Genomic DNA, 23538 nt, shown 5'->3' on the forward strand with positions numbered 1-23538 from the left:
GGCTTACGCTGCGAGGGGTGGTGCGCGGGTGCGAGCACCCGGGAAGAACGACGGCCGGGCGTGACCCAGGCGGGGGGACGGGCTGGTGAAGGTCAGGGCCGGCGGCGTGTCGAAGACGCTGAGGCCGTGGCCGCCAGGCAGCGCCGGGCAGTTGGACAGCAGGTTGCAATAGCCGCATTTCTCCCACAGCGCGTGATGCTCGCTTTGCGGCGGGCAGTGTTCGGCGGCGGGGGCTTCATGCCCGGCGTGGGCGCTCGCCGACATCTCCATGTCCATGGTCATGCTCATGGCCATGGACGAAGGCATGCGCTGATCCATCGGCATCGACTGGGAAACCAGTGGACCGATAAAGATCATCAGCATGGCGAACAGGCTGATCCAGCTGCCGCGTGTCAGGCTCATGGGCTGACGACGGGGCATGTGATGCCTGGCGCGGGACAAGGGCATGGGCGGTGCGATCAGTGCGTGTGGGCTTCGGTTTTAGTCCCGTCCGGGGCTTTCTTCTGCACCGCCACGTCGACCGTGACATCCCCGGCTTTCTCGAAATGCAGGGTCATGGCAAAGCGTTTGCCGTCAGTCAGCAGGCTGCGGTCCTTCAGGTCCAGCAGCATCACGTGATAAGCCATCGGGGCGAACGTGACGGTCGCGCCAGGGGCAATCGTGACAGTGGGCACCGGTTGCATCTTCATCAGGTCGTCTTGCTTCACATGCTCGTGAAGTTCGGCCTTGCCGGCGATCGGCGAGTCGACGCCCAGCAGGGTGTCCGCGCTTGCGCCTGCGTTGTGGATCACGAAATACGCGGCCACGGTCGGCGCGTTGGGCGGCAGTTCCTGGGACCAGGGGTGGGCGATCTCGAGTTCGCCAGCCTTGTATTGATGAGCCTGGGCAAGGCCAACGGGAAGCAGCAGGGCAGCCAGCAGGATAAGACGGTTCAACATGGTGATTCTCCGGAATGATTCAGGACACGGTGTTGTCGTGCACAGCCATCACACCAGGGGTGAAGCGCGGGGGTTGAGGTTCGGCCATTGCTGGCGCGGCGTGGGGCTGTCGAGCGGGCGTTGGGAGGCGGTGCGGTGGGCCGGTTGCGCGTCCAGGTACAACTGCGGGACATGCCCGCTCAGAGCCGTCAGGACCGTCGAACCTGCGCAGCACCAGCAATGCTGCATGGTGGAGTGATCATCGTTGCGGGGTGTGCCCTGTTCAAGCTTGCCCAGGGAAATCGCCATCATCTTCGTGCCGCTGGAGGAGCAGAAGCTGCCCCACAACAGCTGCTCGACCGGGGCCTCCGCTTTCGCCCCCGCATTGCCGGAAAGCGGCATGGCAAGCATGTTGAACAGCACTGCGAAGCAGGCGATCCAGGCAAATGCAAGCCGTTGTCGGGACATGGGCGAATCCGCTCGGTTGGGCGATCAGGTGGCGGTATTTAGCCTGATCGGGGGGGATAAGTAAAAAAGCCATGTGCGGTGTAGGGTCGCAGGGTTTGCATTAACAGTAGCAATAGTTTTGTAAGTGCATGCTGTTGTGGCGAGGGAGCTTGCTCCCGCTGGGGCGCGAAGCGGCCCTGAAATTGAACACCGCGGTCTATCAGGAAAAGAACGTTCGCCTGCTTGGGGCTGCTGCGCAGCCCAGCGGGAGCAAGCTCCCTCGCCACAGGGTTCAGATAGCAATGAAGACATTGCGAAGGATCATCCTCGCCATCTCCTGCTCTCCGTTCAAAAATAGAGTAGCGGCTTCATCCAGCAGAATTTTCGCGAACTCCGGATCACACTTGGCGCGACAATTGTGTGTTTATAGTCCGACCAAATGCCGCAGCCCCTGCAGCACCTGATCTGCCGTCTCGAACACCCGATCCACCTCCGGCAACACCGGCCGCTTCAACACCAGCACCGGCACTCCACGCTCGCGCGCCACTTCCAGCTTGGGTTCGGTGGCGGTGCTGCCGCTGTTCTTGCTGACCAGTACATCAATCTGCCGTCGCTCGAACAGTTCGCGCTCGCCTTGAATGTGGAACGGCCCGCGGGCGCCGATGACTTCGCAGCGTTCGTTGCCGGGGTACATGTCCAGGGCGCGCAGGGTCCAGAATTGTCCGGGGGGAATTTCGTGCAGATGTTGCAGCGGTTCGCGGCCGAGGGTGAACAGCGGGCGCAGGAAGGGTTGCAGGGCCTGGGTCAGTTCGGCCCAGTCGGCCACTTCGCGCCAGTCATCGCCGGCCTGGGGTTGCCAGGCCGGACGGCGCAGGGCCCAGCACGCAATGGCGCAGGTGCGTGCCGCCTGGGCGGCGTTGTGGCTGATTTGTGCGGCGTAGGGGTGCGTCGCATCCAGCAACAGGTCGATACCTTGCTCGCGGATGAATTGCGCCAGGCCTTGCGCACCGCCGTAGCCGCCGACACGTACCTGGCACGCCAGGTCGGTGGGCACGCGACCCACGCCCGCCAGGCTGTAAATGTGGGACGGGCCGAGGGTGCGAGCGATCGCCAGGGCTTCGGTGACGCCGCCCAGCAGCAGGATGCGTTTCATGTAAAGGCTCCGGCGTGGCCGACGATCCCGCCCTGGCGATCGATGGCAAAGACTTCGACTTGAACCTGCGCCGGCACCACGCTGCGGGCGAAGGCCAGGGCGTGTTCGCACACGGCGTCGCCAAGGGCGATGCCGGCCGCGCTGGCCATCGCCAGGGCTTGCTGGCTGGTGTTGGCGGCGCGGATGCCCTGCTGCAAGGCCTCGTCGGCACCGATCGCCGCGGCCCAACCCGCCAGTTGCGGCAGGTCGATGCTCGAATGACGGCTGTGCAGGTCCATGTGGCCGGCGGCGAGTTTGCTGATTTTGCCAAAGCCGCCGCAGAGGCTGAGCCTGTCCACCGGGACCTTGCGCACGTGCTTGAGCACCGCGCCGACGAAATCGCCCATTTCGATCAGGGCGATTTCCGGCAACTGGTAGACCCGGCGCATGGTGTCTTCGCTGGCATTGCCGGTGCAGGCGGCGATGTGCAGGTAGCCGTTGGTCTTCGCCACGTCGATGCCCTGGTGGATCGAGGCGATGTAGGCCGCGCAGGAGAACGGCCGGACGATGCCGCTGGTGCCGAGGATCGACAGGCCGCCCAGGATCCCCAGCCGCGGGTTCATGGTTTTCAGCGCCAGGGCTTCACCGCCCTCGACATTGACCGTGACTTCGAAACCGGCGGTGTAGCCGGTCTCTTCGGCCAGTCGGCCGAGGTGATCGCTGATCATTTTGCGCGGCACCGGGTTGATCGCCGGCTCCCCGACGGCCAGCACCAGCCCCGGCCGCGTCACGGTGCCGACGCCGCGGCCGGCGATGAAACGTACACCGGGCTCGGCGATCAAGCGCACCTGGGAAAACAACAGGGCGCCGTGGGTCACGTCCGGGTCATCGCCGGCGTCCTTGATCGTCCCGGCTTCGGCGCCTTGTTCGGTCAGCCGGCAGAACTCCAGGCGCATCTGCACCTGCTTGCCCTTGGGCAGTACGATGTCCACGGCATCGGCTTCGGTGCCGCGCAGCAGTAATCGAGCGGCCGCCAGGCTGGTGGCCGTGGCGCAACTGCCGGTGGTCAGGCCGCTGCGCAGGGGCGCGGGTTGTTCGGCGGTTTCGTCACGCATCGAGGGGTTTCGTCAGGTCCAGCAAGGTAATCGGCAACGCCTGGCGCCAGGTGTCGAACTCGCCCAGTGGCTGGGCCTGGGCGATGTGGAGCCGGGTCAGTTCGCCGCCGTGGCGTTCACGAAAGTCCATGAGGGTCATCTCGCTTTGCAGCGTCACGGCGTTCGCCACGAGCCGACCGCCGGGCTTGAGTTGCGCCCAGCAGGCATCGAGCACGCCTTCGCGGGTGACACCGCCGCCGATGAACACCGCGTCCGGGCGCTCCAGTCCTTCCAGCGCTTGCGGGGCCCGGCCGCGGATCAGGTGCAGGCCCGGCACGCCGAGGCGGTCGCGGTTGCGTTCGATCAAGCCTTGGCGGCCTTCGTCGGCTTCAATCGCCAGGGCCCGACAGCTGGGGTGGGCGCGCATCCATTCGATACCGATGGAACCGCTGCCGGCGCCGACATCCCAGAGCAACTCACCCGGCGTGGGGGCCAGGCGTGCCAGGGTCACGGCGCGCACATCACGCTTGGTCAACTGGCCGTCGTGCTCGAAGGCGCTGTCCGGCAACCCGGCCAGGCGCGACAGGCGCAACGCCGACGGCTCTGCCTGGCATTCGAGGGCGATCAGGTTGAGGTCTGCAACCGCCGCGTCGGGCCATTGCTCGGCAGTGGCGTCGATGCGTCGTTCCGCCGTGCCGCCGAGGTGTTCCAGCACGCTCATGCGGCTGGCGCCGAACCCACGCTCGCGCAGCAAGGCCGCCACGGCGGCGGGGCTGTGGCGGTCATTGCTCAGCAGCAGCAGCCTGACGCCGGTGGACAGGTGCGCATTGAGCGCCGCCAGGGGCCGCGCCACCAGCGACAGGGTGACCACCTCTTGCAGCGGCCAACCCATGCGCGCCGCCGCCAGTGAGCAGGAAGACGGTGCCGGGATGATCAACATCTGGTCCCCCGGGACCTGCCTGGACAGGCTGGCGCCGACGCCATAGAACATGGGGTCGCCACTGGCGAGCACGCACACCGGCTCGCCCCGTCGCGCCAGCAGTGGGTCCAGGGAAAACGGGTTGGGCCACGATGCCCGTTCGCCGCGGATGCACACCGGCAACAGCGCCAGCTGGCGAGGGCTGCCGACAATGTGCGAAGCCCGCAGCAGCGCATGGCGAGCCGTGCGGCCCAGGCCCTTGAAGCCGTCTTCACCGATGCCCACTACGGTCAGCCAGGGGGTCATCTCTGTTCCTCGAATCAGGTGGATGGGGTCGGCGAAGTCTCGCCCCCGCAAACCGGGCCGCCATCATACCGCGCGCCCTGATCAGCATGCGAACCCGTGGGAGCAAGGCTTGCCATCCGACATCAGCGTCTCAGCCAGCCCGCCTTCGCGAGCAAGCTCGCTCCCACACGGGATCTGTGGTGGGCATACATCTCGAGTCTGCCAAATAACACTGTGGGGGTGCGCTTGCCCGCGAAGGCGGAGGGTCAGTCAACCTCTTCATCGACTGACCCACCCTCTTCGCGAGCAAGCTCGCTCCCACAGGGGATCTGTGGCGGACACACACATATCGAGCCTGCCAAATAACATTGTGGGAGCGGGCTTGCCCGCGAAGACGGCGGCACCTTCAACCGCGATGCCCCAGCCCGAACGCCCGGATTCTTGACGCCGCGGCGCACAATCCGACCGGCAAGCTTTTCATGCCCCCCGGCAAAGCAGGCATAATGGCGCTCCTTCGCCGATGCGGCGTGTCTCATTGACCGGTTGTCCCTTGAACGAACATCCATCCTCCAGCGTCATGCGTCCCTCGGGTTGTCCGGGGTTGCTGCGCGTCGTCCAGGCGCTGGACGGTGGAATCTGCCGGATCAAGCTCGACGGCGGCGCCATCCAGGCCGACCAGGCCGAGGCCGTGGCGGCGGCGGCCGAGCGGTTCGCCGGTGGGGTGATCGAGGCGACCAACCGGGCCAACCTGCAGATCCGCGGGATCGGTGCCGAGCACGCCGCCCTGATCGAGTGCTTGCTCGCCGCCGGCCTTGGCCCACGCAAACCGGCCGGCGACGACGTGCGCAACCTGATGCTCAGCCCCACGGCCGGCATCGATCGACAGGCGCTGTTCGATACCCGTGCGCTGGCCGCCGAGATTCTCGTCACCCTGCAAACCCACGAACGCTTCCCGGAGCTGTCGGCCAAGTTCGCCGTGCAACTGGACGGCGGCGAGGCGCTGGCGATGCTCGATCACCACCATGACCTGTGGCTGTCGGCCTGGGTACGCGGCGACGAACCTTGGCTGGCGTTCGGGCTGGCCGGTTCGCCCCGGGACGAACCGGCCGGCGCCGTGCCCCTGGCCGAAGGGCACGGCCTGGTGGTGGCGGTGCTGGAGCTGTTCCTCGACCTGGCGCGCCCGGACCAGATACGCATGCGTCATCTGCTGGCCGAATGTCCCCACGCTGAATTCATCCAGCGACTGGCTCGCCGCATCTCGTTGCACCCGTGCAGCGGCTGGCGGCGAGGGGCGTCCAGCGATGGCCTGCACATCGGCATTCACGCCCAGCACGACGAACGCTGCTATGTCGGCGCTGCAGCGCCCCTCGGCCGGCTCGACGCCGGCATGTTGCGCGGCGCGGCGCAATTGGCCCGGGAGCGAGGGGACGGCACGCTGCGCTTCACGCCCTGGCAAAGCCTGCTGCTGCCCAATGTCCGTCGCCAGGACGCGGACGAGGTGCTGGCGCGTCTCGCAGGGTTGGGCCTGCTGAACGCGGTGGACCAACCCCTGGCACAACTGATCGCCTGCACCGGTTCCAGCGGCTGCGGCAAGGCGTTGGCCGACACCAAGGACGATGCCCGGCAGTTGGCCGGGTGGCTGCAACACCATGGCCGGGGCTTGAAGGTTCACCTGTCCGGGTGCCCGCGCTCCTGCGCGGCGGCCCACACCGCGCCCGTCACCTTGCTGGCGGTCGCCCCCGGTCGCTACGACCTGTATCTTCGCGACGCCACGCTGCCGGGTTTCGGCGCGTTGCAGGCGCACAATCTGACTATTGAAGCGGTCGGCCACTGGCTCGCCGCTCGCCCCCGGAGCCCCCTTGATGCTTGATTACATCCGCGACGGTCAGGAGATCTATCGCAACTCCTTCGCGATCATCCGCGCCGAGGCCAACCTGGCGCGCATTCCGGCCGACCTGGAGAAACTCGCGGTGCGGGTGATCCACGCCTGCGGCATGGTCGAAGCCGTCGACGGTCTGCAGTTTTCCGAAGGTGCCGGCACGGCCGGACGCCAGGCGCTGGCCGCCGGTGCGCCGATCCTCTGCGATGCGCGGATGGTCAGCGAAGGCGTGACCCGTGCCCGCCTGCCCGCCAACAACCCGGTGATCTGCACCTTGCGTGACGAACGCGTGCCGGCGCTGGCCCTCGAACTGGGCAACACCCGGTCTGCCGCCGCCCTGGAACTGTGGCGGCCGCATCTGGAAGGCAGCGTCGTGGTCATCGGCAATGCGCCGACCGCGCTGTTCTACCTGTTGGAAATGCTCGACGCCGACGCCCCGAAACCGGCGCTGATCCTGGGCTTCCCGGTGGGCTTCGTCGGCGCTGCCGAGTCCAAGGCGATGCTGGCGGCCAACAGTCGCGGCGTACCGTTCGTGATCATGCAGGGCCGGCTGGGCGGCAGCGCCATGGCCGCGGCCGCCGTCAACGCCCTCGCCACGGAGGTTGAATGATGCAGCAGCCTGGACGTCTGATCGGCCTCGGCGTGGGGCCCGGTGACCCGGAACTGATTACCGTCAAGGCCCTGCGCCTGCTGCGCGAGTCGCCGGTGGTGGCGTACTTCGTCGCCAAGGGCAAGAAAGGCAACGCCTTCGGCATCATCGAAGCCCATTTGCAGGACGCGCAAACCCTGCTGCCGCTGGTCTACCCGGTGACCACCGAAGCGTTGCCGGCGCCGCTGTCCTACGAGCAGGTCATCGCCGACTTCTACGACACCGCCGCTGAACAGCTGGCCGTGCACTTGGATGCCGGCCGCGACGTGGCGGTGATCTGCGAGGGCGATCCGTTCTTCTACGGCTCCTACATGTACCTGCACGATCGCCTGGCCGAGCGCTACGACGCCGAGGTCATTCCGGGCGTGTGCTCGATGCTGGGTGGTGCCTCGGTGCTCGGCGCGCCGCTGGTGTACCGCAACCAGAGCCTGTCGGTGCTCTCCGGCGTGTTGCCCCATGAAGAACTCAAGCGCCGCTTGGCCGACGCCGATGCGGCGGTGATCATGAAGCTGGGGCGCAACTTCCCCAAGGTCCGCCAGGTGCTCCAGGAACTGGGCCTCGATGGGCGGGCGCTGTATGTCGAGCGGGCGACCATGGCCAACCAGAAGATCGTGCCGCTGGATGACGTCGAACCGATGTCCTCGCCGTACTTCTCGTTGATCATCGTGCCGGGCGAACGGTGGCAGGGTTGATGACGTCCAGCGCTCCCGCCATCGTCATCCTGGGGCCGGGCAGCCTCGCCACGGCCCGGCGTCTGCAGCAGTGCTACCCGCACGCCCTGATCCATGGCCTGGCCGGGCGGGTCGAAGGGGCGGACCGTTCCTACGCCGAGTTCGGCGCGACCCTGCGCGCGTTCTATCGACAGGGCACGCCGATCATCGCCCTGTGCGCCGCCGGCATCGTCATTCGCACCCTGGCGCCGCTGCTGCTGGAAAAAGGCCAGGAGCCGCCCGTGCTGGCGGTGGCCGAGGATGGCAGTGCCGTGGTGCCACTGTTGGGTGGCCTGGGCGGGGTCAATGTCATGGCCCGGGAAATCGCCCAGGCGCTGCAAGTGGCACCGGCGATCACCACCAGCGGCGAACTGCGTTTCGGCACCTGCCTGCTCAATCCGCCAAGCGGCTATCACCTCGGCGACCTGGAGCAGGGCAAGCGCTTCGTGTCCGACCTGCTGGCGGGGGCGTCGGTGCGTATCGACGGGGCCGCGCCGTGGCTGGACCCGGCACAGTTGCCCCAGCACCCACAGGCACGGTTGGCGATTCGCGTCGACAGCGCCGCGGGCATGCCGGCGGCGGACGAGTTGCGCATCTACCCGCGCACGGTCGTGGTCGCGCTGGCGGCGGGCGCGTCACCGGACATCGCCGAGACCTTGGAGGAGGCCGGCCTGGCGGTGCAGTCACTGGCCTGCCTGCTGGCGGCGGACAGCGACATGGCTCGCGGCGAATTGCATGACGCGGCGGCAGCCTTGAATGTACCGCTTCGGTTTGCGCCGGCCGAGGGCGATATTGGCCCATGGCTGGGGGCAACCGTCGGTCAGCCGGCGTCGGTCCGGGTGTGGGGCGAACGTGCCGTCGCGGTGGCCGAGCAGCCCGTCGACCCGCAGCGAATCGGCCGCCCGCGCGGGCGTCTGGCGGTGATCGGCCTGGGCCCCGGCGCCGCCGAGTTGATGGTGCCGGCGGTGCGCGCCGAGCTCGATCGCGCCACCGATGTGCTGGGCTACGAAACCTATGTGCGCATGGCCGGCCCTTTCCGGGCCGACCAGGTGCAGCACTGCACCGACAACCGCGAAGAAATGCAGCGCGCCCGCCATGCCTTCGAACTGGCGGCCCAGGGGCGTAGCGTGGTGGTGGTGTCCTCCGGCGACCCGGGCGTGTTCGCCATGGCCGCCGCCGTCCTCGAAGCGCTGCACGAGGCAACGGATGCCCGCTGGCACGCGGTCGACCTGCAGATCCTTCCCGGGGTCTCGGCCTCGCTGGCGACGGCCGCCCAGGCGGGCGCGCCGCTGGGCCATGACTTCTGCGTGATGTCGCTGTCGGACAACCTCAAGCCGTGGTCGATCATCGAAAAGCGCCTGGACCTGGCGGCCGAAGCGGACCTGGCCCTGGCGTTCTACAACCCGATTTCCCGATCTCGGCCCTGGCAACTGGGACGGGCGCTGGAGATCGTCGCGCAGCACCGCACCGCGCAGACGCCGGTGGTGTTGGGCCGTGACATCGGCCGCCCGGGCCAGACCCTGCGGGTCACGACGCTGGGGCAGTTGACCCCGGACCAGGTGGACATGCGCACCATGGTGCTGATCGGTTCCTCCACCACCTGTGTGTTCCCGCGCAGCGGGGGCGGCGAATGGGTGTACACGCCGCGCTGGTATGGCGAAAAGCCCGGCGCGTGAGCCAATGGCCGGCGCAATCGCTTGATGCCCGGCCGCTTCATGGGGCGGTTTTCTTCAAGGTAAACCGGCGCATGCGGTGGGCCTCCAGGTGCTTTTTCATCAAGGTCCGCTTGGCCTCGAATTCGCGCCTGTCCAGTTGCAGGAAGGCCCGTTGCTGGACGATCGTTGCCGAGCGTTTCTCCCATTGCCAGAACAGGAACCGGCTGCGCCTGGTTTCAACCTTCAGTTCGAGTTTGTAAAGGGCGATGTTCAGGTGGCCCTGTGCGTCGTATCGCGCCGGGATGACCTGGAAGGTTTCTCCCTGGCGGGTTTCGCCGTCGAAGGATGACAGGGCCCCGTGATCGGACTGCAAGTTGTCCAGCGTGTCGATCATCGCATTCGCCTGGCGTACATCTTTCATCGCGGCCGCGCTCTGTACCAGGAAGTCCGCCACGGAACCGGCGACGACATGGGCCGTGCGGGTGTTGATGGCGTCGCCGTACAGCGACCACCCGAGGAACCAGAGGGTGCGCACGTATTCTTCGAACCAGTCTTTGGCGGCGAGATAGCGGTGGTGGGCCAGGTCCGCCGATTTCGTCGCGATATTGTGGCAGTCGGCAAGGTCATCGTGCTCTTGCAGGTGCAAAGCGCCGATATAAGAAAATAAGTTCGGGCCTGTGACCAGTCCCGAGAAAGTTGCAGGGCTCATGAAGTTTGCTCCAGTACAAATAACAACGTGAGTAGGTTGCGATGTTTTTTATAGCGCAGCCTCCGCATTGTTTGAATCGATGGGAGGGTTTTATTTGAGAGTAAATATGAGCGGTCAAAACAATAATTGATCTACATACGTTGTAATCAGCTGGAGTTGTGGTTTTTTAAATGACTGAACTAGATTGTCGCTGAACCGCAGGAGCGGTCATCAACTCAATAAGGATATTGTATGAATACGTTGGAAAGTGAACTCGACATTGCCCATAGCATTGAATTGATCAGGGGCCGCTTGAACCGGCGCAAACCCCTGGCTTCCACCAGCCGACGCATGCGTCGCAGCGTCGGCGTGCAGCACGATGACAACCCGACCCGGGCGCTGGATGCGCTGATGCTGGGCGACGCGCTACTGGGCTATGGCCACAACATGTCGCTCAACAACATGGCGATCATGGAGAACCTGATGACCATGGCAATCATGGAAGCCAACTATGAAGTCCCCACCGGCAAGAACACCCTGGCCTGGTATGACGCTTTCATCCAGTGCCTGCGCGACCTCGGCTGCTTCATCGCCGATGACGGCTATACCCGCTACTCCGAGCGTTCGACCCGGGTGGACATGGATTACGTGATCAGCGATATCGTCAAGGGCATCATCGATGGCGTGAAGGCCAGCGTCCCGGCGGTCTCGGTGCTCGGTGCCGTGGTGGACACCACCCTCGAAGGCCTGAAGAAAGACGACAAGACCCTTGCCTTGTACAACGGCCAGGTCAAGACCGCCGAAGGCGCGCGCTTGTCGGTCATCCCCTGCGAACAATTGGCCAATGGCGTGCTCATTGCCTCGTCGACGTCGATACGCCAGCACGGCACTTCCAGCAACGGCGGTGTTCTTTTTGTGAATTGGCAGGCTTCGGCGCGGGATATTTTTCGCGGCAAGTCGTTCGTGACATTCAATCCGGCCCGCTATGAAGAGTTTCGGGGCGAGATCGAAGAGTATCTTGGCGAACATCGTCGGCAAGTCTTGCGTCAACGGTTCAGTCGGCGCCGGTTGGCCTGATCATCCTCGCACTTCATAACTAACAGTTTTGCGTCGGTCTTGAATAACCGCTTGTTCATGCAGGCGGTTGTTCAATGGCGTCTGGCCGTGGATGAACGATACAGGGAAGTATTTACTTTATGAGTGGCGCCAATGATTCAATGGCCGAGGATTTTGTCAGTTTCCTGAATGTGTTCAAGTTGAAAGACCTTGAACACGCCTTGGCGGCCTACCAGGGCACCGATCAATATGATGCCGTGTTGCGTTATTACACCGGTTGCATCGCTTCGCTGGACAGCCCGCAGATGCTCGAGCCCTTGGGGTTGCTCAAGCAGGCGCTGGGCGCGTTGGGCGGCAACCGTCGCCAGCGCCGGGCCTCGGAGCCGTCGCCGCCGGCGAGCGCGGATGAAAACCTCGACAGCCTGACGCACATCTACCGCCGTGTGGAAGGTTTCGAGGCGCGCCTGCACAGCAGCCTGGAACAGTTGAAACAGCCCGCCACCGAGGTGCCGAAGCACCTGCATTTTGCCTGGCTGGGGGGCGGCGTCGGTGCCATCCAGCGCGACTACATCAACCTCTGGCAGCAGGTGATGACGCCCCAGGGGCACTCGCTCAGGCTCTGGTACGACAGCGATGCATTGCTGGCCTATGAAACCAACCGGATCATCGTCGAAGCGGCCAAGGCCCATGCCATGCTCGATGGCGGGGACTTGATTACCAATGCGATCGAACTGGGTGATCGCTATGAAGAACGCGCCATCGTCCTCAAGCAGCAGATGTACGCACATATCACCCAAGCGGTGGCAAAGGGCGGCAGCGCCGACGCTGCGCGCATCGATTTGCTGGTTCGCGCCTATGGCCAGGATGAAGCACGATTGCGTGCCTTGAAGCGTGCCAATCAACAGAGTGTGGCGGCTTTGGGCGAAAGCGGCGTGATCTTGCGTGACCTGGGCAGTGGTGAGGTGTCGCTGCAACTGGACGCGCTCTACCAGCGTGAGATCAGCCTGCGCGGTAATTTCGCGGCAGCCTCCGATATCGTGCGGGTCGAGGCGTTGTTCATCGAAGGGGGGCGATACGCCGACGTCGATAGCCTGCCGCCGCTGCTGGATCAACTCGGCGAGGTGGACATCCGGGCGTTCAAGACCGACGCGCGCCTGGGGCTGTTGCAGCTGTTGCTGGATCGCAACCCCGAGTGGATGCCGGGCCGCCAGGCCATACGCGATCGCTACACCGGCTATTCCAACCAGATTCCGGCGCAGCACCGTGCCGCACTGGAACGGTTTGCCGCCAGCCGACCCGAGCTCAAGCAGGTGTTCCGCGCTCCGCTGGAGCGCCTGGCGCCCCTGGACGGGCTGCGGGCGGTCGCCCAGCGACACACCCTGAGCAATGCGTTCCTGATGGCCCACCCTGGCTCGGCCATGCTCGAAGCGGTGATCGAGCGGTTCCGGCTCAACTATGAAATCGTCGAGGCCACCGCGCGCCTGGCCGATGAACAGAACACCGGCCTGACCGATGTCGAGGGCTTGATCGCACTGGCGACTCAGGTGGCGACACAGGTGTTCGGCCCCTTGCATGAGCTGACGGCGGAAGATGAGTTGGCGGTGTCGCTCCTGGCTCACGCCGCCGCCACCTACTACAGCGATGGTCTCCGCCCGCAGAGCGAGGTGACGATCTACCTCACCGGGCCGGCCGCCATGCGCGACGGCATGGCGGACTACGAGCGAACGAACCTGACCCCGCGAACGGCCCTGGAGTGGCGCAGGCAGATGACCATCGACGCCGCCGACACGGTCAACCTGGCCACCGAGGAAGAGCTGGACCATTCCTGGAAAGAGAACCAGAACGACACCGTGCAATGGCTTGCCGATGAACAACAGCGCTGGCAGGACGGGCGATTCAAGGCCCGCTATCAGGGGGACCTCAAGCAACTGCTGCAGCACCGGACGCTGGAGTTCGACGATGGCTGGCCGCTGGTCGAGGGCCGGCACGTGTTATCGACCGAGCTGTTGCAGCACCTGGCCGATGAGTTGGGCGAGCCGTTCATGAACAGGCTGAGCCAGGGCTATGACGGCGCGGTGACGTTCAACAAGGCCATCCCCCTTAGCTTCGATGAGCGCCAGGCGATCCGGGCCCAGGACGCGGGTGTATTGCCCCCCGCCTCGTTGGGCGATTCGCAGACCCGCCAGTTGTCCATCGACGAACTGCTGGCGCGGTTTGCCAAAGGAGCTTTCGAATTCGCCCAGTTGAGCCCGCTGCAACGCTTGCAGCTCGGTGCATTGGTGGGGGCCAAATCCCTGGACAACCGCAGCTTCGACGCGCTGCGGCCGCAGGTCGAGAACCTGGCCAACAGCCTCGTCGAACTGGGCACCGCCGGCCGTTACGCGACGATCGAGCGCCTGCTGTACCAGCACCAGGCGCCGGCATTTCTGGCCGGGCTGGGCCACCCGGTGGATCCGCCGGCCCATGGTGAAACGGCCTTGGACTTGAAGAAAAACGCCCTGGAGCAACCGATGACGTTGCGCCAGTGGGGCCGCCTGGCGGCACGGATCCAGCAGGTGGCCAAGCTGGAATATCGCGATCGGATCGCCGAGCGCCTGGGCAACGTCCTCGATGTTTTCGACAACGCCGCGATCAAGCTCGTGCCTCAGGACCTGCTGCTCCAGGGCTCGGGCGATCGGGTGGGCGGGCGGTGCTACCCCTTGGCCCTGGCCATGGCTGCCGCCCTGACAGAAGGCGCGTCGGCGGCCTATACCTTGCGCGGGCGGTTCTACCTCGGGGTGCTCGAACCCGAGGGCAGCGACTCGGTGACCTTCCTCAACAGCCTGGAGTCCTTGCGCGACGTACAGGTCGGCGACGTCGGCAGCGCCCTGGCGCGTTCGAGCCTGGACGAGGTGGTGCGGATCCTCAAGGCCCGCACCGCCACCAGCACGTTGATGCTCAATTCCGATAATCACGCGATGCTGGTGGCCAAAACCTTCGAGGGTGAGCAAGGCACTTATCACTTCTACGATCCCAATTTTGGCGTGTTCGAGTTCGAGCACCCGGCGCGGTTCGGGCAGGCGTTGAACCGGTTCTTCGTCCAACAGGGCATGGCCGGCCAATACGCGGCCTATGGCGATGCAGCATTGCCGACGTTCGACCTGATCGAGCTGGATGGCGCACGGGTGTCCAGGCTGGCATTGCCGGGGGCGGTGCGGGTTGTCGACCTGCTGCAGCCGGGCGGTTTGCCGGAGCAGTTGAAACGCCCGGTCAGGCAGCGGCTGGCCTCGGCCCGTGGGCAATCGCTGATGAGCAACCCGCGCCTGGGCAGTTGCCTGTTGGCGCTGGACGGTCACGGCTGGGCGCGGCAGATGGCACAGGTGACGGCCGACCTGCGGCAGGCCAATCGCTTGGCGCCCGGGCTGGTGCCGCTGTTCGACACCCTGGAGGTGACGACGGTGGGCGCCTATCGCATGAGTTTCATCGATCCGTCGAGCGCCGAGCACCTGGTGCAGGTCCGCACGGAGGACGCTCGCCTGCCGCGGATCAAACAGTATCTGGCGGAATGTTTTACCTCCCTGGCCAACCGGCCCGCCGTGCCGGTCGATCCCACCGAAGTGGGCGGCGTCCACACCCTGAACGCCGGCTTCGCCGTGCAGGCGCTGATGAACGCGCTGAGGGCCCAGGAAGGGCCCGACCGGCCGCTGTCCCTGGCGGTTCGCCTGCATGCCTATGTCAACTATGCGCAACTGGTGCACGGTAATGTGGCTGACATCGCCGGCCTCGTCGGCCTGGTCCGGCAGGCACTGGCCGAGGATCGGTTGATCGCCGACACCGTGGCGCCTGTGGTCAAGGCCGCCGTGGGCGGCAGCATCAGTGAAGCGACCAGTGGGCTGCTGCAACTGGCGAATGTCGGCTTCGACATCTACCAGTTGGTCACCGCCCAGGACGAGGTGGCCCGTGCCCAGTTCGGCACGCAACTGGCGTTCGACTCCGCCGGGCTGCTGTTGTCGGTGGGGGCTTATGCCGCCGGTGCCACCGCTGGCGCGGTGCTCGGTGGCACCGCCGTCATCCTGGGTGGCCTGGCGGTGGGCGTGGCCGCACTGGCCCAGGGCTTCGCCGGCATTGCCGAAGAGGCCCGGCAGGTCGGGCTGTTTTTCGATGACGTGGCGAAGGCCCATCTCCAGGCCTATCGGTACGAGGCGACCCACCGTGCCTGGCTGCCGCGGGCGTCGCTGATCGTCCAGGCGCTGGACCTGGCGAGCGGCGAACTGAGGCTGGACGGCCCGAAACTGTACCCGCTGCGAGACCATTTCGGTGTGCCGACGTTTGATGCCGATTACGCGCGGGCGATCGACATTCGCCGAGAACTGGCACTGCCGGAGCGCGTCCCGTTCACGGTGCCGGCCGGACAAGCCCTGGTCCTGCCGTGCACGCCGCAAACTTGCTACGGCTATGAATACAAGGCGCTGCCTTTCGCCACGCTGCGCCATGACCTCGGGTTCGATGTGGCGCGGCGCCTGGAGAAAAAGAACGCTGAGGGGCAATGGCTGTTCCTGTTTTCCTTCTATTCGTTTCCCAGCGAGTACATCCTCCATCGCCTGACGGTGCCGGCCTACCGGCCTACGGTGATCGACGTGCTGCTCGACGCCGTCGAGCGCTCGCTGGCGGTGCCGGTCATCCCGCCGGCCTGGCGCGACACTGTGACCTACCGGATCCAGGGGGGCGGCCAGCGGTGTACCGTGGCGCTCAATCCCGGCGTGATCCTGACCCTCGAGTCGCCAGGGGCCCGCACCTCGAGTTGGGTGCTCGAGGCAGTCTGGGCCGAGGAAAGCGACGTACGCATCGAGCCTTCCGGGAAACTGTTCGTGGGGGGCGTATCGGTCACGTTCTCCGGGGCCGGTCGTCACCAGACGTTGCTGCGACTGCGCAACGACCAGGTGTTCCAGTTTGTGCTGGGCGAGCGTGAACTGGCCTTGGTGGAACAGGACGTGCCGCCGGGCATGGACCGGCAGGCGTTGCAGGCGCACCTCAAGGCCATGGCCCGCGCCCATCGCCTGGTGATGCCGTACACGCAGGTGCGCCATTACCCGATTCCGTTCGAGAAACCCGACGAACCGCGCACCACCACGGCCTGGTACGACGCAGGGCAGGACCGTTTCCTCTACATCCGCGACGAGGATGTGCTGGAGGCCGAGGACGCGTTGCTGGGCGCGGTGGCAGGCGGCTACGCCTGGTTCTACGAGCCGGAGAACTTCCTAATATGGCAGGTCGATGCCGCGACCGGGCTGCTCAGCCACCGGTATCGTTTGCTGGTCAATACCGGCGTGGCCGCCGGCGCCATGCGGATCACCCGCATCGAGGCTGACGCCCAGGGGGTGATTCACGTGGAGCAGCAAATCACCCGCCAGGACCGGGCCAGCGATGTGCTGGTCTACGTGATTCATGACGGGCAACTGGTGCTGAGCTCGATCATCCGCGACCGGGACAACGAACTGGAAGCGCTGCTCAGCGCCCGTGACACGCTGGCCGACTGGTCGCAGGTGCTCGGCAGCTATCACGCCTTCGCGCCGGACAACGGTGACCAAGCATTCGTGAATGTCGACTGGCAGCCGGCGGCGTTCGTGTCGGTGTGCTGGAAAATCCGCACCCATTGGCGCGACATGGCCTGGGTGCGCCGCAGCGACCGGTTGATCATCCGTCCCTCGACGAGCCCCGGGCACCGCTATCGCGGCTGGAACGACTCAATCAAGCACATGACCGACATGACCCTGCTCACGCCGGCCGGCGACGATGACGTGTTTGTCATCTACTACGCGCTCGACCAGACGCTGTGCCGCCAGCAGCGCTCGGCGACGGGGCAGTGGTCGCAGGCCTGGATACAGCCGGAAAACCTCGAACATGTCGTCGCCGTCGAGAGCGGCTACGTGGCGCTGACCTCGCAGGGCCTGTTCTTCAACCTGACGGAACAGGGCCAACTGGCGTTGGGCGGTGTCAGCGATGCGTGGCTCAAGGACCACCCGCGTTGGTGGCAGGCCTTGGCGCCGCTGGCCCGGCACTACGCGGCCGAACGCCTGGCCATCGTCGGGTTGCGCAACGCCAGCGGCGACGCGGCGTTGTGCGCCTGGTACCTCGCTGGTCGGCTGTTGCTGGCCGATCTGGGCTCGGGCCGGGAGGTGCGCCTGTTGGGCATGACCCCGGACAGCGAGGCGGCCTGGTTATTCGACGTGGCCAGTGGCGAAGTCCAGCGCCAGGGCTTTATCGACCCGCAGGGCCTGGAGGTCGCGTTTGCCGAAGGGGCGAAGCTGTTGCAGGCGGGCGCGCTGCCCGTGGCAACGCGCGAATGGGCGCCGTGTCAGTTTGCCGGGCTCACCGTCGAGGGAACGGGGTTGCGGGGTGTCACATTCGACGGCGTGGTGATGCGTTTGCGTGACCGGGAGCCGGCGATGATCTGCGGCGTCACCCAGGCCTGGGTCGCCACCCAGGTGGGCGAGCTGTCCGCAAACCTCAGGCGATTGGTGGACGGCCAGCCCCACGCCGCGCTGTTGTCGATCGAGACTGACGACAGCCTGAAGTGGCTGGTGGTTGAAACCGGCCGGATGATCCGCGTGCCGCGGGCCGCGATACCCGAGTCGTTTGCCGTGCTGGGCACTCGTCAGCGGCGCAACGTATTGCTGCACGAAGACAAGGATCGCCGGTTGTTGACCTATCCCGACCGGGCGAGCGCCGGACCGCTCGATTATGTCCAGCGCAATGCCGAGGTGTTGGTCGTCGAGGGGGCGATGAAGGTCGATGAGGTTTTGCCGCTGTTGCCGGACGATGTCACTACCCTGGTCTTGCGCATGGGGCAGGGGGCGACCGGTTGCCGGTTGACCAAGGCGCTCTGGTTGAAACTCGAGTCAGTCATCCTCGACGGCTGGCATTTGCCGGATACCCCGGCGAAGCGTCCCGTCAGCCTGGTCTGGGAGGTGGATGAGCCGGACAGGCTGATGCTGAGCCTGGTCGAGGAACACCTGGTGATCATTGATCCTGACAGCGGGCACAGCGTGATTCTGCGTGACGCGAACGCTCGCGATGCCTCCGTGCGCAATAACCTGCAACTGGCGTTCGCAGAGGCGCGAAGGTATGCCGTCTCGACGTTGGTGCAGGTATTGCTCGCCTGGCGGGACCCCCAGGGCAGTGCAACGCTCAAGGCCCTGGCCAGCGCCTCGAAGGTGGTGGCCACTCAACCGGTGGATTGATCGCTTGCGCGGGCGCGGCCGTCAGGGGACCAGATAGCCCCTGACGCCGGTGAAGATAATCTGCGCGGCCAACGCACAAACGAACAAGCCCATCAGGCGGCTGACGATTTGCAGGCCCTGGTCGCCGAGGATCCGCTCGATGCGGCTGGACAGGTAAAGCACGACGCCGACGGTGAAACTGGCCAGGGCGATGCTGATGATGGCCATGAGTTTGTCGTCCCAGTGCGGCTGGCTCACGCCCATCACCAGCAGGGCGCCGATGGTGCCGGGGCCGACGGTCAATGGAATGGTCAGCGGGACGATGGTCACGTCCTGCTGGACATTGTCGGTCTGCACCGCCGATTTGCCCTGGGCCATGCCCAGCGCCGAGATGAACAGCACGCTGCCGGCGCCGATACGGAACGCATCCACGGTGATGCCGAAGACACTGAAGATCACTCGCCCGAACAGGTACAGCAACACACTGGATACCAACGTCGCGGTCGCGACTTTCCAGGCCAGGCGCCGCTGTTCCTTGCGCGAATAGCCACGCGTCAAGCCGATGAAGCACGAGAGCACGAAGAAGGGGCTGTAGAGCACCAGCATCTTCAGGTAAACGCTGAACAGCACGTGGAGCATGGTCGAGGCTCAGGCGAAGGGAGACGACGCGAGTCTAACAGGCGTTTTGCCGTCTGTCGGCTCAGGTCGTCTGCGCCGTGCGGTTCTGTTGGTCGCGCTGGGCCACCCAGTGCTCGATCAACTCGCGCAACTGCGATAGTTCCACCGGCTTGGCCATGTGCCCGTCCATCCCGGCCTGGCGCGCGCGTTCCTTGTGTTCGGCGAGGATGTGCGCGGTGAGCGCCACCACCGGCGTGCGGGTCCGCTGGTTGCCGACTTCCCAGGCGCGCAGCTGCTGGGTGGCGGAGAACCCGTCGAGGATCGGCATTTCGCAGTCCATCAGGACCAGGTCGTAGCGCTGCGCCTTCATGGCCTTGAGGGCTTCCTCGCCATTGCTGGCGGTGTCGGGTTGCAGGTTGAGCTTGCCGAGCATGCCCCGGATGACCTTGGTGGAAATACTGTTGTCCTCGGCCACCAGGATACGGAAGTCGCTGGGTACGATCACCGGCGCGGTAGGGCCGGTGTTGGCTGGCGGGTGCGTCGCCTGGCCCCGGTTGCGCTGGTTCAGTTCGTCGGCCAGGGTGGTCTTGAGGGTGTAGCCGGCCACCGGTTTGGCGAGGATGCGCTTGACCCCGCTGTTGCGCGCCACGATCTTGCTCGGTGCGTTGCTGATGCCGGTGAGCATGATCAGCAGGATGTCGTGGTTCAGGCTCGGGTCTTCCTTGATCTTGGCCGCCAGTTGCATGCCGGTCATGCCCGGCATGTTCTGGTCCAGCAGCACCACGTCGAAATAGTCGCGCAGGTGCGCCTTGGTGCGCAGCAGTGCCAGGGCTTCCTTGCCCGATGGCACGGCGCTGACGTTCAGGCCCCAGGCGCTGCACTGCTGCACCAGCACCTTGCGGCAGGTGTCGTTGTCGTCGACGATCAGCACCCGGGCCCCTTGCAGCGGGCCGTCGAGGTCGGACGTCGGGTGTTCGAGGCGATCAGGGTCCAGCGGCAAGGTCAGCCACAAGGTGCTGCCCTGGTTGCTGCCGCTTTTGATGCCGAACTCGCCGTGCATCAGGATGATCAACTGGCGCGCGATCACCAGGCCCAGGTTGCCGCCCAGGCGCGTGGCCGAGAGGAAGTTCTTGCTGTGCAATTCGGCGTGCATCAGCGTGTCGCGCTCTTGGGCGTCCATGGGCGAGCCGCTGTCTTGCACTGCAATGCGCAGGCGCGGTTGGTCGCTGCGCTCGTCGAGGGCCACGACGATCAAGACTTCGCCCTCGTCGGTCTTTTTCAAGGCGTTTTCCAACAGGCTCAGCAGCGCCTGGCGCAACCGCGTCGGGTCGCCGCTGATCACGCGTGGCACCTGGGGCTGGATGAAGCTGATCAGCTCGACATTCTGCTGTTCGGCCTTGGCGCGGAAGATGCTCAGGCAATCCTCGATCAGCGCGTTGAGGTCGAACTGCACGTCATCCAGTTCGATTTGCCCGGATTCGAGGCGGGAGATGTCGAGGATCTCGTTGATCAGGGTCAGCAGCTCGTTACCGGCGCTGTGGATCGTCTGCACGTAGTCGCGCTGCTTGACCGACAGCGGCGTGCCCAGCAGCAGCTCGGTCATGCCGAGCACGCCGTTCATGGGCGTGCGGATCTCGTGGCTGATCTTCGCCAGGAACTCGGCCTTGGCGTTGATCTCGGCGTTGCTGGCCGCCAGGTCGCGGCTGATGCTGAAGCGGCTTTCGTTGATCGAACGCTGGCGCTCGCCCAGGGCGACGCTCATCAACAGGCCGCTGATGCAGATGAAGACCAGCAGGGTGATGATCAGGCCCTGGGGCGGGACTTCCGTGAGCCCTTGCAGCGCCGGGAGGATGATCAGCGTGCCCAGGTTGAAGACCACCATGGCCGCGACGAACAGCCGGGCCGGCCGGTAGCCCTTCTGCCAGTGCCAGGCGCTGACGAACAGCATGCTCAGGCCGGCCAGGGCCACCAGCCCGTAGGTCATGATATTGAGCGGCAGCGTGTTGACGAACAGCAGCAACAGGCTGCACAGCACGGTGAACACGATGTCGCCCAGCAGCAGCCGATTCAACGGATGCGGCCCTAATGGGGCGAAGAACCGGTAGGCGAACATCAGCCCGCAAGGGGCGGTCAGCAGCAAGGCCAGGTAGGCCCCCGGGGTCTGGACCTCCGGCCAGTCCGGCAGCCACGGCCCGGCCAGGTTCAGCAACAGCAACAGGCTGAGCATCAGCAGGCCTTCGCACGCGGCCAGCCACAGGCAACTGCGCGAACGGGTGTAGGCGTACCGGGTGAGGTTATGCAGGATCAGCATGGCGATGCAGCCGAACAGCAAGCCATAGATCAGCGTCTGGTTCTGGTCGGCCGCGGCCAGGACGGCCGGTTGCAGGGTGACGTAGGGGCGCAGCTCATGGCGCGAAGCCAGGCGCAGGTAGACGTCCAGGGGCTTGTCGCTGTGGGGCAGCGCCAGCATGAAATCGCTGCTGGGCACGGGGTGTTCGTTGCGCGGCAGCTCATTGCCGGTGGTTTGTTGGTCCACCAGGGTGTCGCCGTCGAGCACGTAGAGATTGAGGCGCGACAGGTCGGGGGCGAAGACTCGCAGGATCTGTTCGTGCTTGTCGGGGGCCAGGCGGAAGCGCAGCCACAATGCCCCGCCGGCTTCGGCGGCCTTGAGGCGGTCGAGGTCGATGGGACTGAATTGATTGGTGTAGCGGGCAGAGCGGATGTCGCTCAGCTTGAGGTCGCCCTGTTCGTCGAGCAATACCGCCCATCCACTGCCTGGCGCGGCCTGGGCCGGGAGCATGCAGAGCAGTGTCAGCAGGGTGACGGTAAAGCCTATGGCAATCCTGAGCCAGCGCACGGCGAAATCCCTTCGTAGGTTGATGCCAGATTATAACTATGCGCGGCGCCGGAACAGTCCGGCAAGGGCCACAGACCCTTGCCGGACTCAATAGCCGGGTTATTCCAGATTTTCGCCACGCTCGCGGGCAATGGCACGGTAGCCAATGTCCTTGCGGTAGAAGCAACCTTCCCAGTCGATCTCGGCGGCCAGGCGGTAAGCCTGCTGCTGAGCGTCGTCGACACTGGCGCCCATGGCGGTGGCGCACAGGACGCGACCGCCGGCGGTGACCACCTGGCCATCCTTCAGCGCCGTGCCAGCGTGGAAGACCTTGCCTTCCAACCGGGCGGCGGCGTCCAGGCCCTGGATGGCGCTGCTCTTGGCGTAGTCGCCCGGGTAACCGCCGGCGGCCAGCACGACACCCACGCTCGGGCGTGGATCCCACTGGGCTTCGACCTTGTCCAGCGCCTGGGCCAGCGCGGCTTCGACCAGCAGCACCAGGCTCGATTGCAGGCGCAACATCACCGGTTGGGTCTCAGGATCGCCGAAACGGCAGTTGAATTCGATGACTTTTGGGTTACCAGCCTTGTCGATCATCAGGCCGGCATAGAGGAAACCTGTGTAGACATTGCCTTCCTCGGCCATGCCGCGCACGGTCGGCCAGATCACCTGGTCCATGACGCGCTGGTGCACTTGGGCGGTGACCACCGGGGCCGGGGAGTAGGCGCCCATGCCACCGGTGTTCGGGCCGCTGTCGCCATCGCCGACACGCTTGTGGTCCTGGCTGGTGGCCATGGGCAAGACGTTCTTGCCGTCGACCATGACGATGAAGCTGGCTTCCTCGCCGTCGAGGAACTCTTCGATCACCACGCGGGAACCGGCGTCGCCGAAGGCGTTGCCGGCCAACATGTCGCGCACGGCGTCTTCGGCTTCGCCCAGGGTCATGGCAACGATCACACCTTTACCGGCGGCCAGGCCATCGGCCTTGATCACGATCGGCGCGCCTTTCTCGCGCAGGTACGCCAGGGCCGGTTCGATCTCGGTGAAGTTCTGGTAGTCGGCGGTCGGGATCTTGTGACGCGCCAGGAAATCCTTGGTGAACGCTTTGGAGCCTTCCAGCTGGGCGGCGCCCGCGGTCGGGCCGAAGCAGTCCAGGCCGCGAGCGCGGAACAGATCGACCACACCGGCGACCAGTGGCACTTCCGGGCCGACGATGGTCAGCGCTACGTTCTTCTCGGCGAAATCGGCCAGTTGTTCCAGGGCCAGCACGTCGATGGCGACGTTTTCGCACTTGGCTTCGATGGCGGTGCCGGCGTTGCCCGGCGCCACGAACACCTTCTGCACGCGGGGATCCTGGGCCACTTTCCAGGCCAGGGCGTGTTCACGGCCACCGCTGCCGATGATCAAAACATTCATTTCAAAAACCTCGGATGAAGCTGATTCTGTGGAGCACC

16 protein-coding genes and 1 pseudogene are annotated in these 23538 nt (G+C 65.5%); 6 read left to right on the forward strand and 11 right to left on the reverse strand.

Going from position 1 to position 23538, the window contains the following annotated elements; translation table 11 throughout:
• Nucleotides 1-3: 3 nt before the first annotated feature.
• The 7 genes and pseudogenes from V5F23_RS03040 to cbiE all read right to left on the reverse strand — a co-directional run bounded on the left by V5F23_RS03040 (nucleotide 4) and on the right by cbiE (nucleotide 4815).
• The gene (locus V5F23_RS03040) at nucleotides 4-402 is read right to left on the reverse strand and encodes a DUF2946 domain-containing protein (protein WP_338498849.1); all 399 of its coding nucleotides are present in this window, start codon (nucleotides 400-402) and stop codon (nucleotides 4-6) included.
• 56 nt (nucleotides 403-458) lie between these two features.
• Entirely contained in the window at nucleotides 459-938 is a 480-nt protein-coding gene (locus V5F23_RS03045; RefSeq protein ID WP_338474198.1) for a copper chaperone PCu(A)C, read from the reverse strand.
• Between the two features lie 48 nt (nucleotides 939-986).
• Entirely contained in the window at nucleotides 987-1385 is a 399-nt protein-coding gene (locus V5F23_RS03050) for a DUF2946 domain-containing protein (RefSeq protein ID WP_123579462.1), read from the reverse strand.
• Nucleotides 1386-1677: 292 nt separating this feature from the next.
• Nucleotides 1678-1805, reverse strand: a pseudogene (locus V5F23_RS03055) (addiction module antidote protein); the annotation flags it as partial.
• Nucleotides 1789-2517 (reverse strand): cobalt-precorrin-6A reductase, encoded by a 729-nt coding sequence (locus V5F23_RS03060; protein WP_042730470.1) that lies wholly within the window; start codon nucleotides 2515-2517, stop codon nucleotides 1789-1791. The pseudogene V5F23_RS03055 and the gene V5F23_RS03060, both read right to left, overlap by 17 nt.
• Nucleotides 2514-3611, reverse strand: coding sequence for a cobalt-precorrin-5B (C(1))-methyltransferase (locus V5F23_RS03065; protein WP_042730471.1), 1098 nt, complete (start codon nucleotides 3609-3611; stop codon nucleotides 2514-2516). Before V5F23_RS03065 ends, V5F23_RS03060 begins: the two co-directional genes overlap by 4 nt.
• A complete protein-coding gene (gene cbiE / locus V5F23_RS03070; protein ID WP_338474199.1) occupies nucleotides 3604-4815 on the reverse strand; it encodes a precorrin-6y C5,15-methyltransferase (decarboxylating) subunit CbiE in 1212 nt (403 codons plus the stop codon). Before cbiE ends, V5F23_RS03065 begins: the two co-directional genes overlap by 8 nt.
• Nucleotides 4816-5314: 499 nt before the next feature.
• Between cbiE and cobG the strand changes: the two genes are divergently transcribed.
• From cobG to cobJ, 4 genes are read left to right on the forward strand one after another with little or no spacing between them, the layout of a single operon-like run.
• Nucleotides 5315-6664 carry a precorrin-3B synthase gene (gene cobG / locus V5F23_RS03075; protein WP_338474200.1) on the forward strand — a complete coding sequence of 450 codons (1350 nt, stop codon included), beginning with the start codon at nucleotides 5315-5317 and terminating at the stop codon, nucleotides 6662-6664.
• Nucleotides 6657-7283 carry a precorrin-8X methylmutase gene (locus tag V5F23_RS03080; protein ID WP_338497519.1) on the forward strand — a complete coding sequence of 209 codons (627 nt, stop codon included), beginning with the start codon at nucleotides 6657-6659 and terminating at the stop codon, nucleotides 7281-7283. Before cobG ends, V5F23_RS03080 begins: the two co-directional genes overlap by 8 nt.
• Nucleotides 7280-8014: a precorrin-2 C(20)-methyltransferase gene (locus tag V5F23_RS03085; RefSeq protein WP_185057686.1), complete on the forward strand. Its 735-nt coding sequence runs from the start codon at nucleotides 7280-7282 to the stop codon at nucleotides 8012-8014. Before V5F23_RS03080 ends, V5F23_RS03085 begins: the two co-directional genes overlap by 4 nt.
• Nucleotides 8014-9708, forward strand: a complete 1695-nt coding sequence (cobJ, locus tag V5F23_RS03090; protein ID WP_338497521.1) for a precorrin-3B C(17)-methyltransferase — start codon at nucleotides 8014-8016, stop codon at nucleotides 9706-9708. The genes V5F23_RS03085 and cobJ overlap by 1 nt, the downstream gene beginning before the upstream one ends.
• A gap of 37 nt (nucleotides 9709-9745) precedes the next feature.
• Here the strand turns inward: cobJ and V5F23_RS03095 are convergent, their stop codons facing one another.
• The gene (locus V5F23_RS03095; protein WP_047736022.1) at nucleotides 9746-10396 is read right to left on the reverse strand and encodes a hypothetical protein; all 651 of its coding nucleotides are present in this window, start codon (nucleotides 10394-10396) and stop codon (nucleotides 9746-9748) included.
• A 231-nt stretch (nucleotides 10397-10627) separates the two neighbouring features.
• Between V5F23_RS03095 and V5F23_RS03100 the strand changes: the two genes are divergently transcribed.
• Both V5F23_RS03100 and V5F23_RS03105 read left to right on the forward strand, forming a co-directional pair.
• Nucleotides 10628-11452, forward strand: a complete 825-nt coding sequence (locus tag V5F23_RS03100; RefSeq protein WP_047736021.1) for a hypothetical protein — start codon at nucleotides 10628-10630, stop codon at nucleotides 11450-11452.
• Between the two features lie 119 nt (nucleotides 11453-11571).
• Nucleotides 11572-18651, forward strand: a complete 7080-nt coding sequence (locus V5F23_RS03105) for a TcdA/TcdB pore-forming domain-containing protein (RefSeq protein WP_338497524.1) — start codon at nucleotides 11572-11574, stop codon at nucleotides 18649-18651.
• Nucleotides 18652-18672: 21 nt separating this feature from the next.
• Here V5F23_RS03105 and V5F23_RS03110 read toward each other — a convergent pair whose 3' ends face one another.
• The 3 genes from V5F23_RS03110 to purD form a co-directional block, all read right to left on the reverse strand.
• Nucleotides 18673-19269, reverse strand: coding sequence for a MarC family protein (locus V5F23_RS03110; RefSeq protein WP_014336378.1), 597 nt, complete (start codon nucleotides 19267-19269; stop codon nucleotides 18673-18675).
• A 61-nt stretch (nucleotides 19270-19330) separates the two neighbouring features.
• Nucleotides 19331-22105 carry a hybrid sensor histidine kinase/response regulator gene (locus V5F23_RS03115; protein ID WP_042729019.1) on the reverse strand — a complete coding sequence of 925 codons (2775 nt, stop codon included), beginning with the start codon at nucleotides 22103-22105 and terminating at the stop codon, nucleotides 19331-19333.
• Nucleotides 22106-22204: 99 nt separating this feature from the next.
• Nucleotides 22205-23500 carry a phosphoribosylamine--glycine ligase gene (gene purD, locus V5F23_RS03120; protein WP_042729018.1) on the reverse strand — a complete coding sequence of 432 codons (1296 nt, stop codon included), beginning with the start codon at nucleotides 23498-23500 and terminating at the stop codon, nucleotides 22205-22207.
• Nucleotides 23501-23538: the final 38 nt, after the last annotated feature.

It is taken from the genome of Pseudomonas sp. WP18, from assembly GCF_036689585.1.
GTDB lineage: Bacteria > Pseudomonadota > Gammaproteobacteria > Pseudomonadales > Pseudomonadaceae > Aquipseudomonas > Aquipseudomonas chlororaphis_E.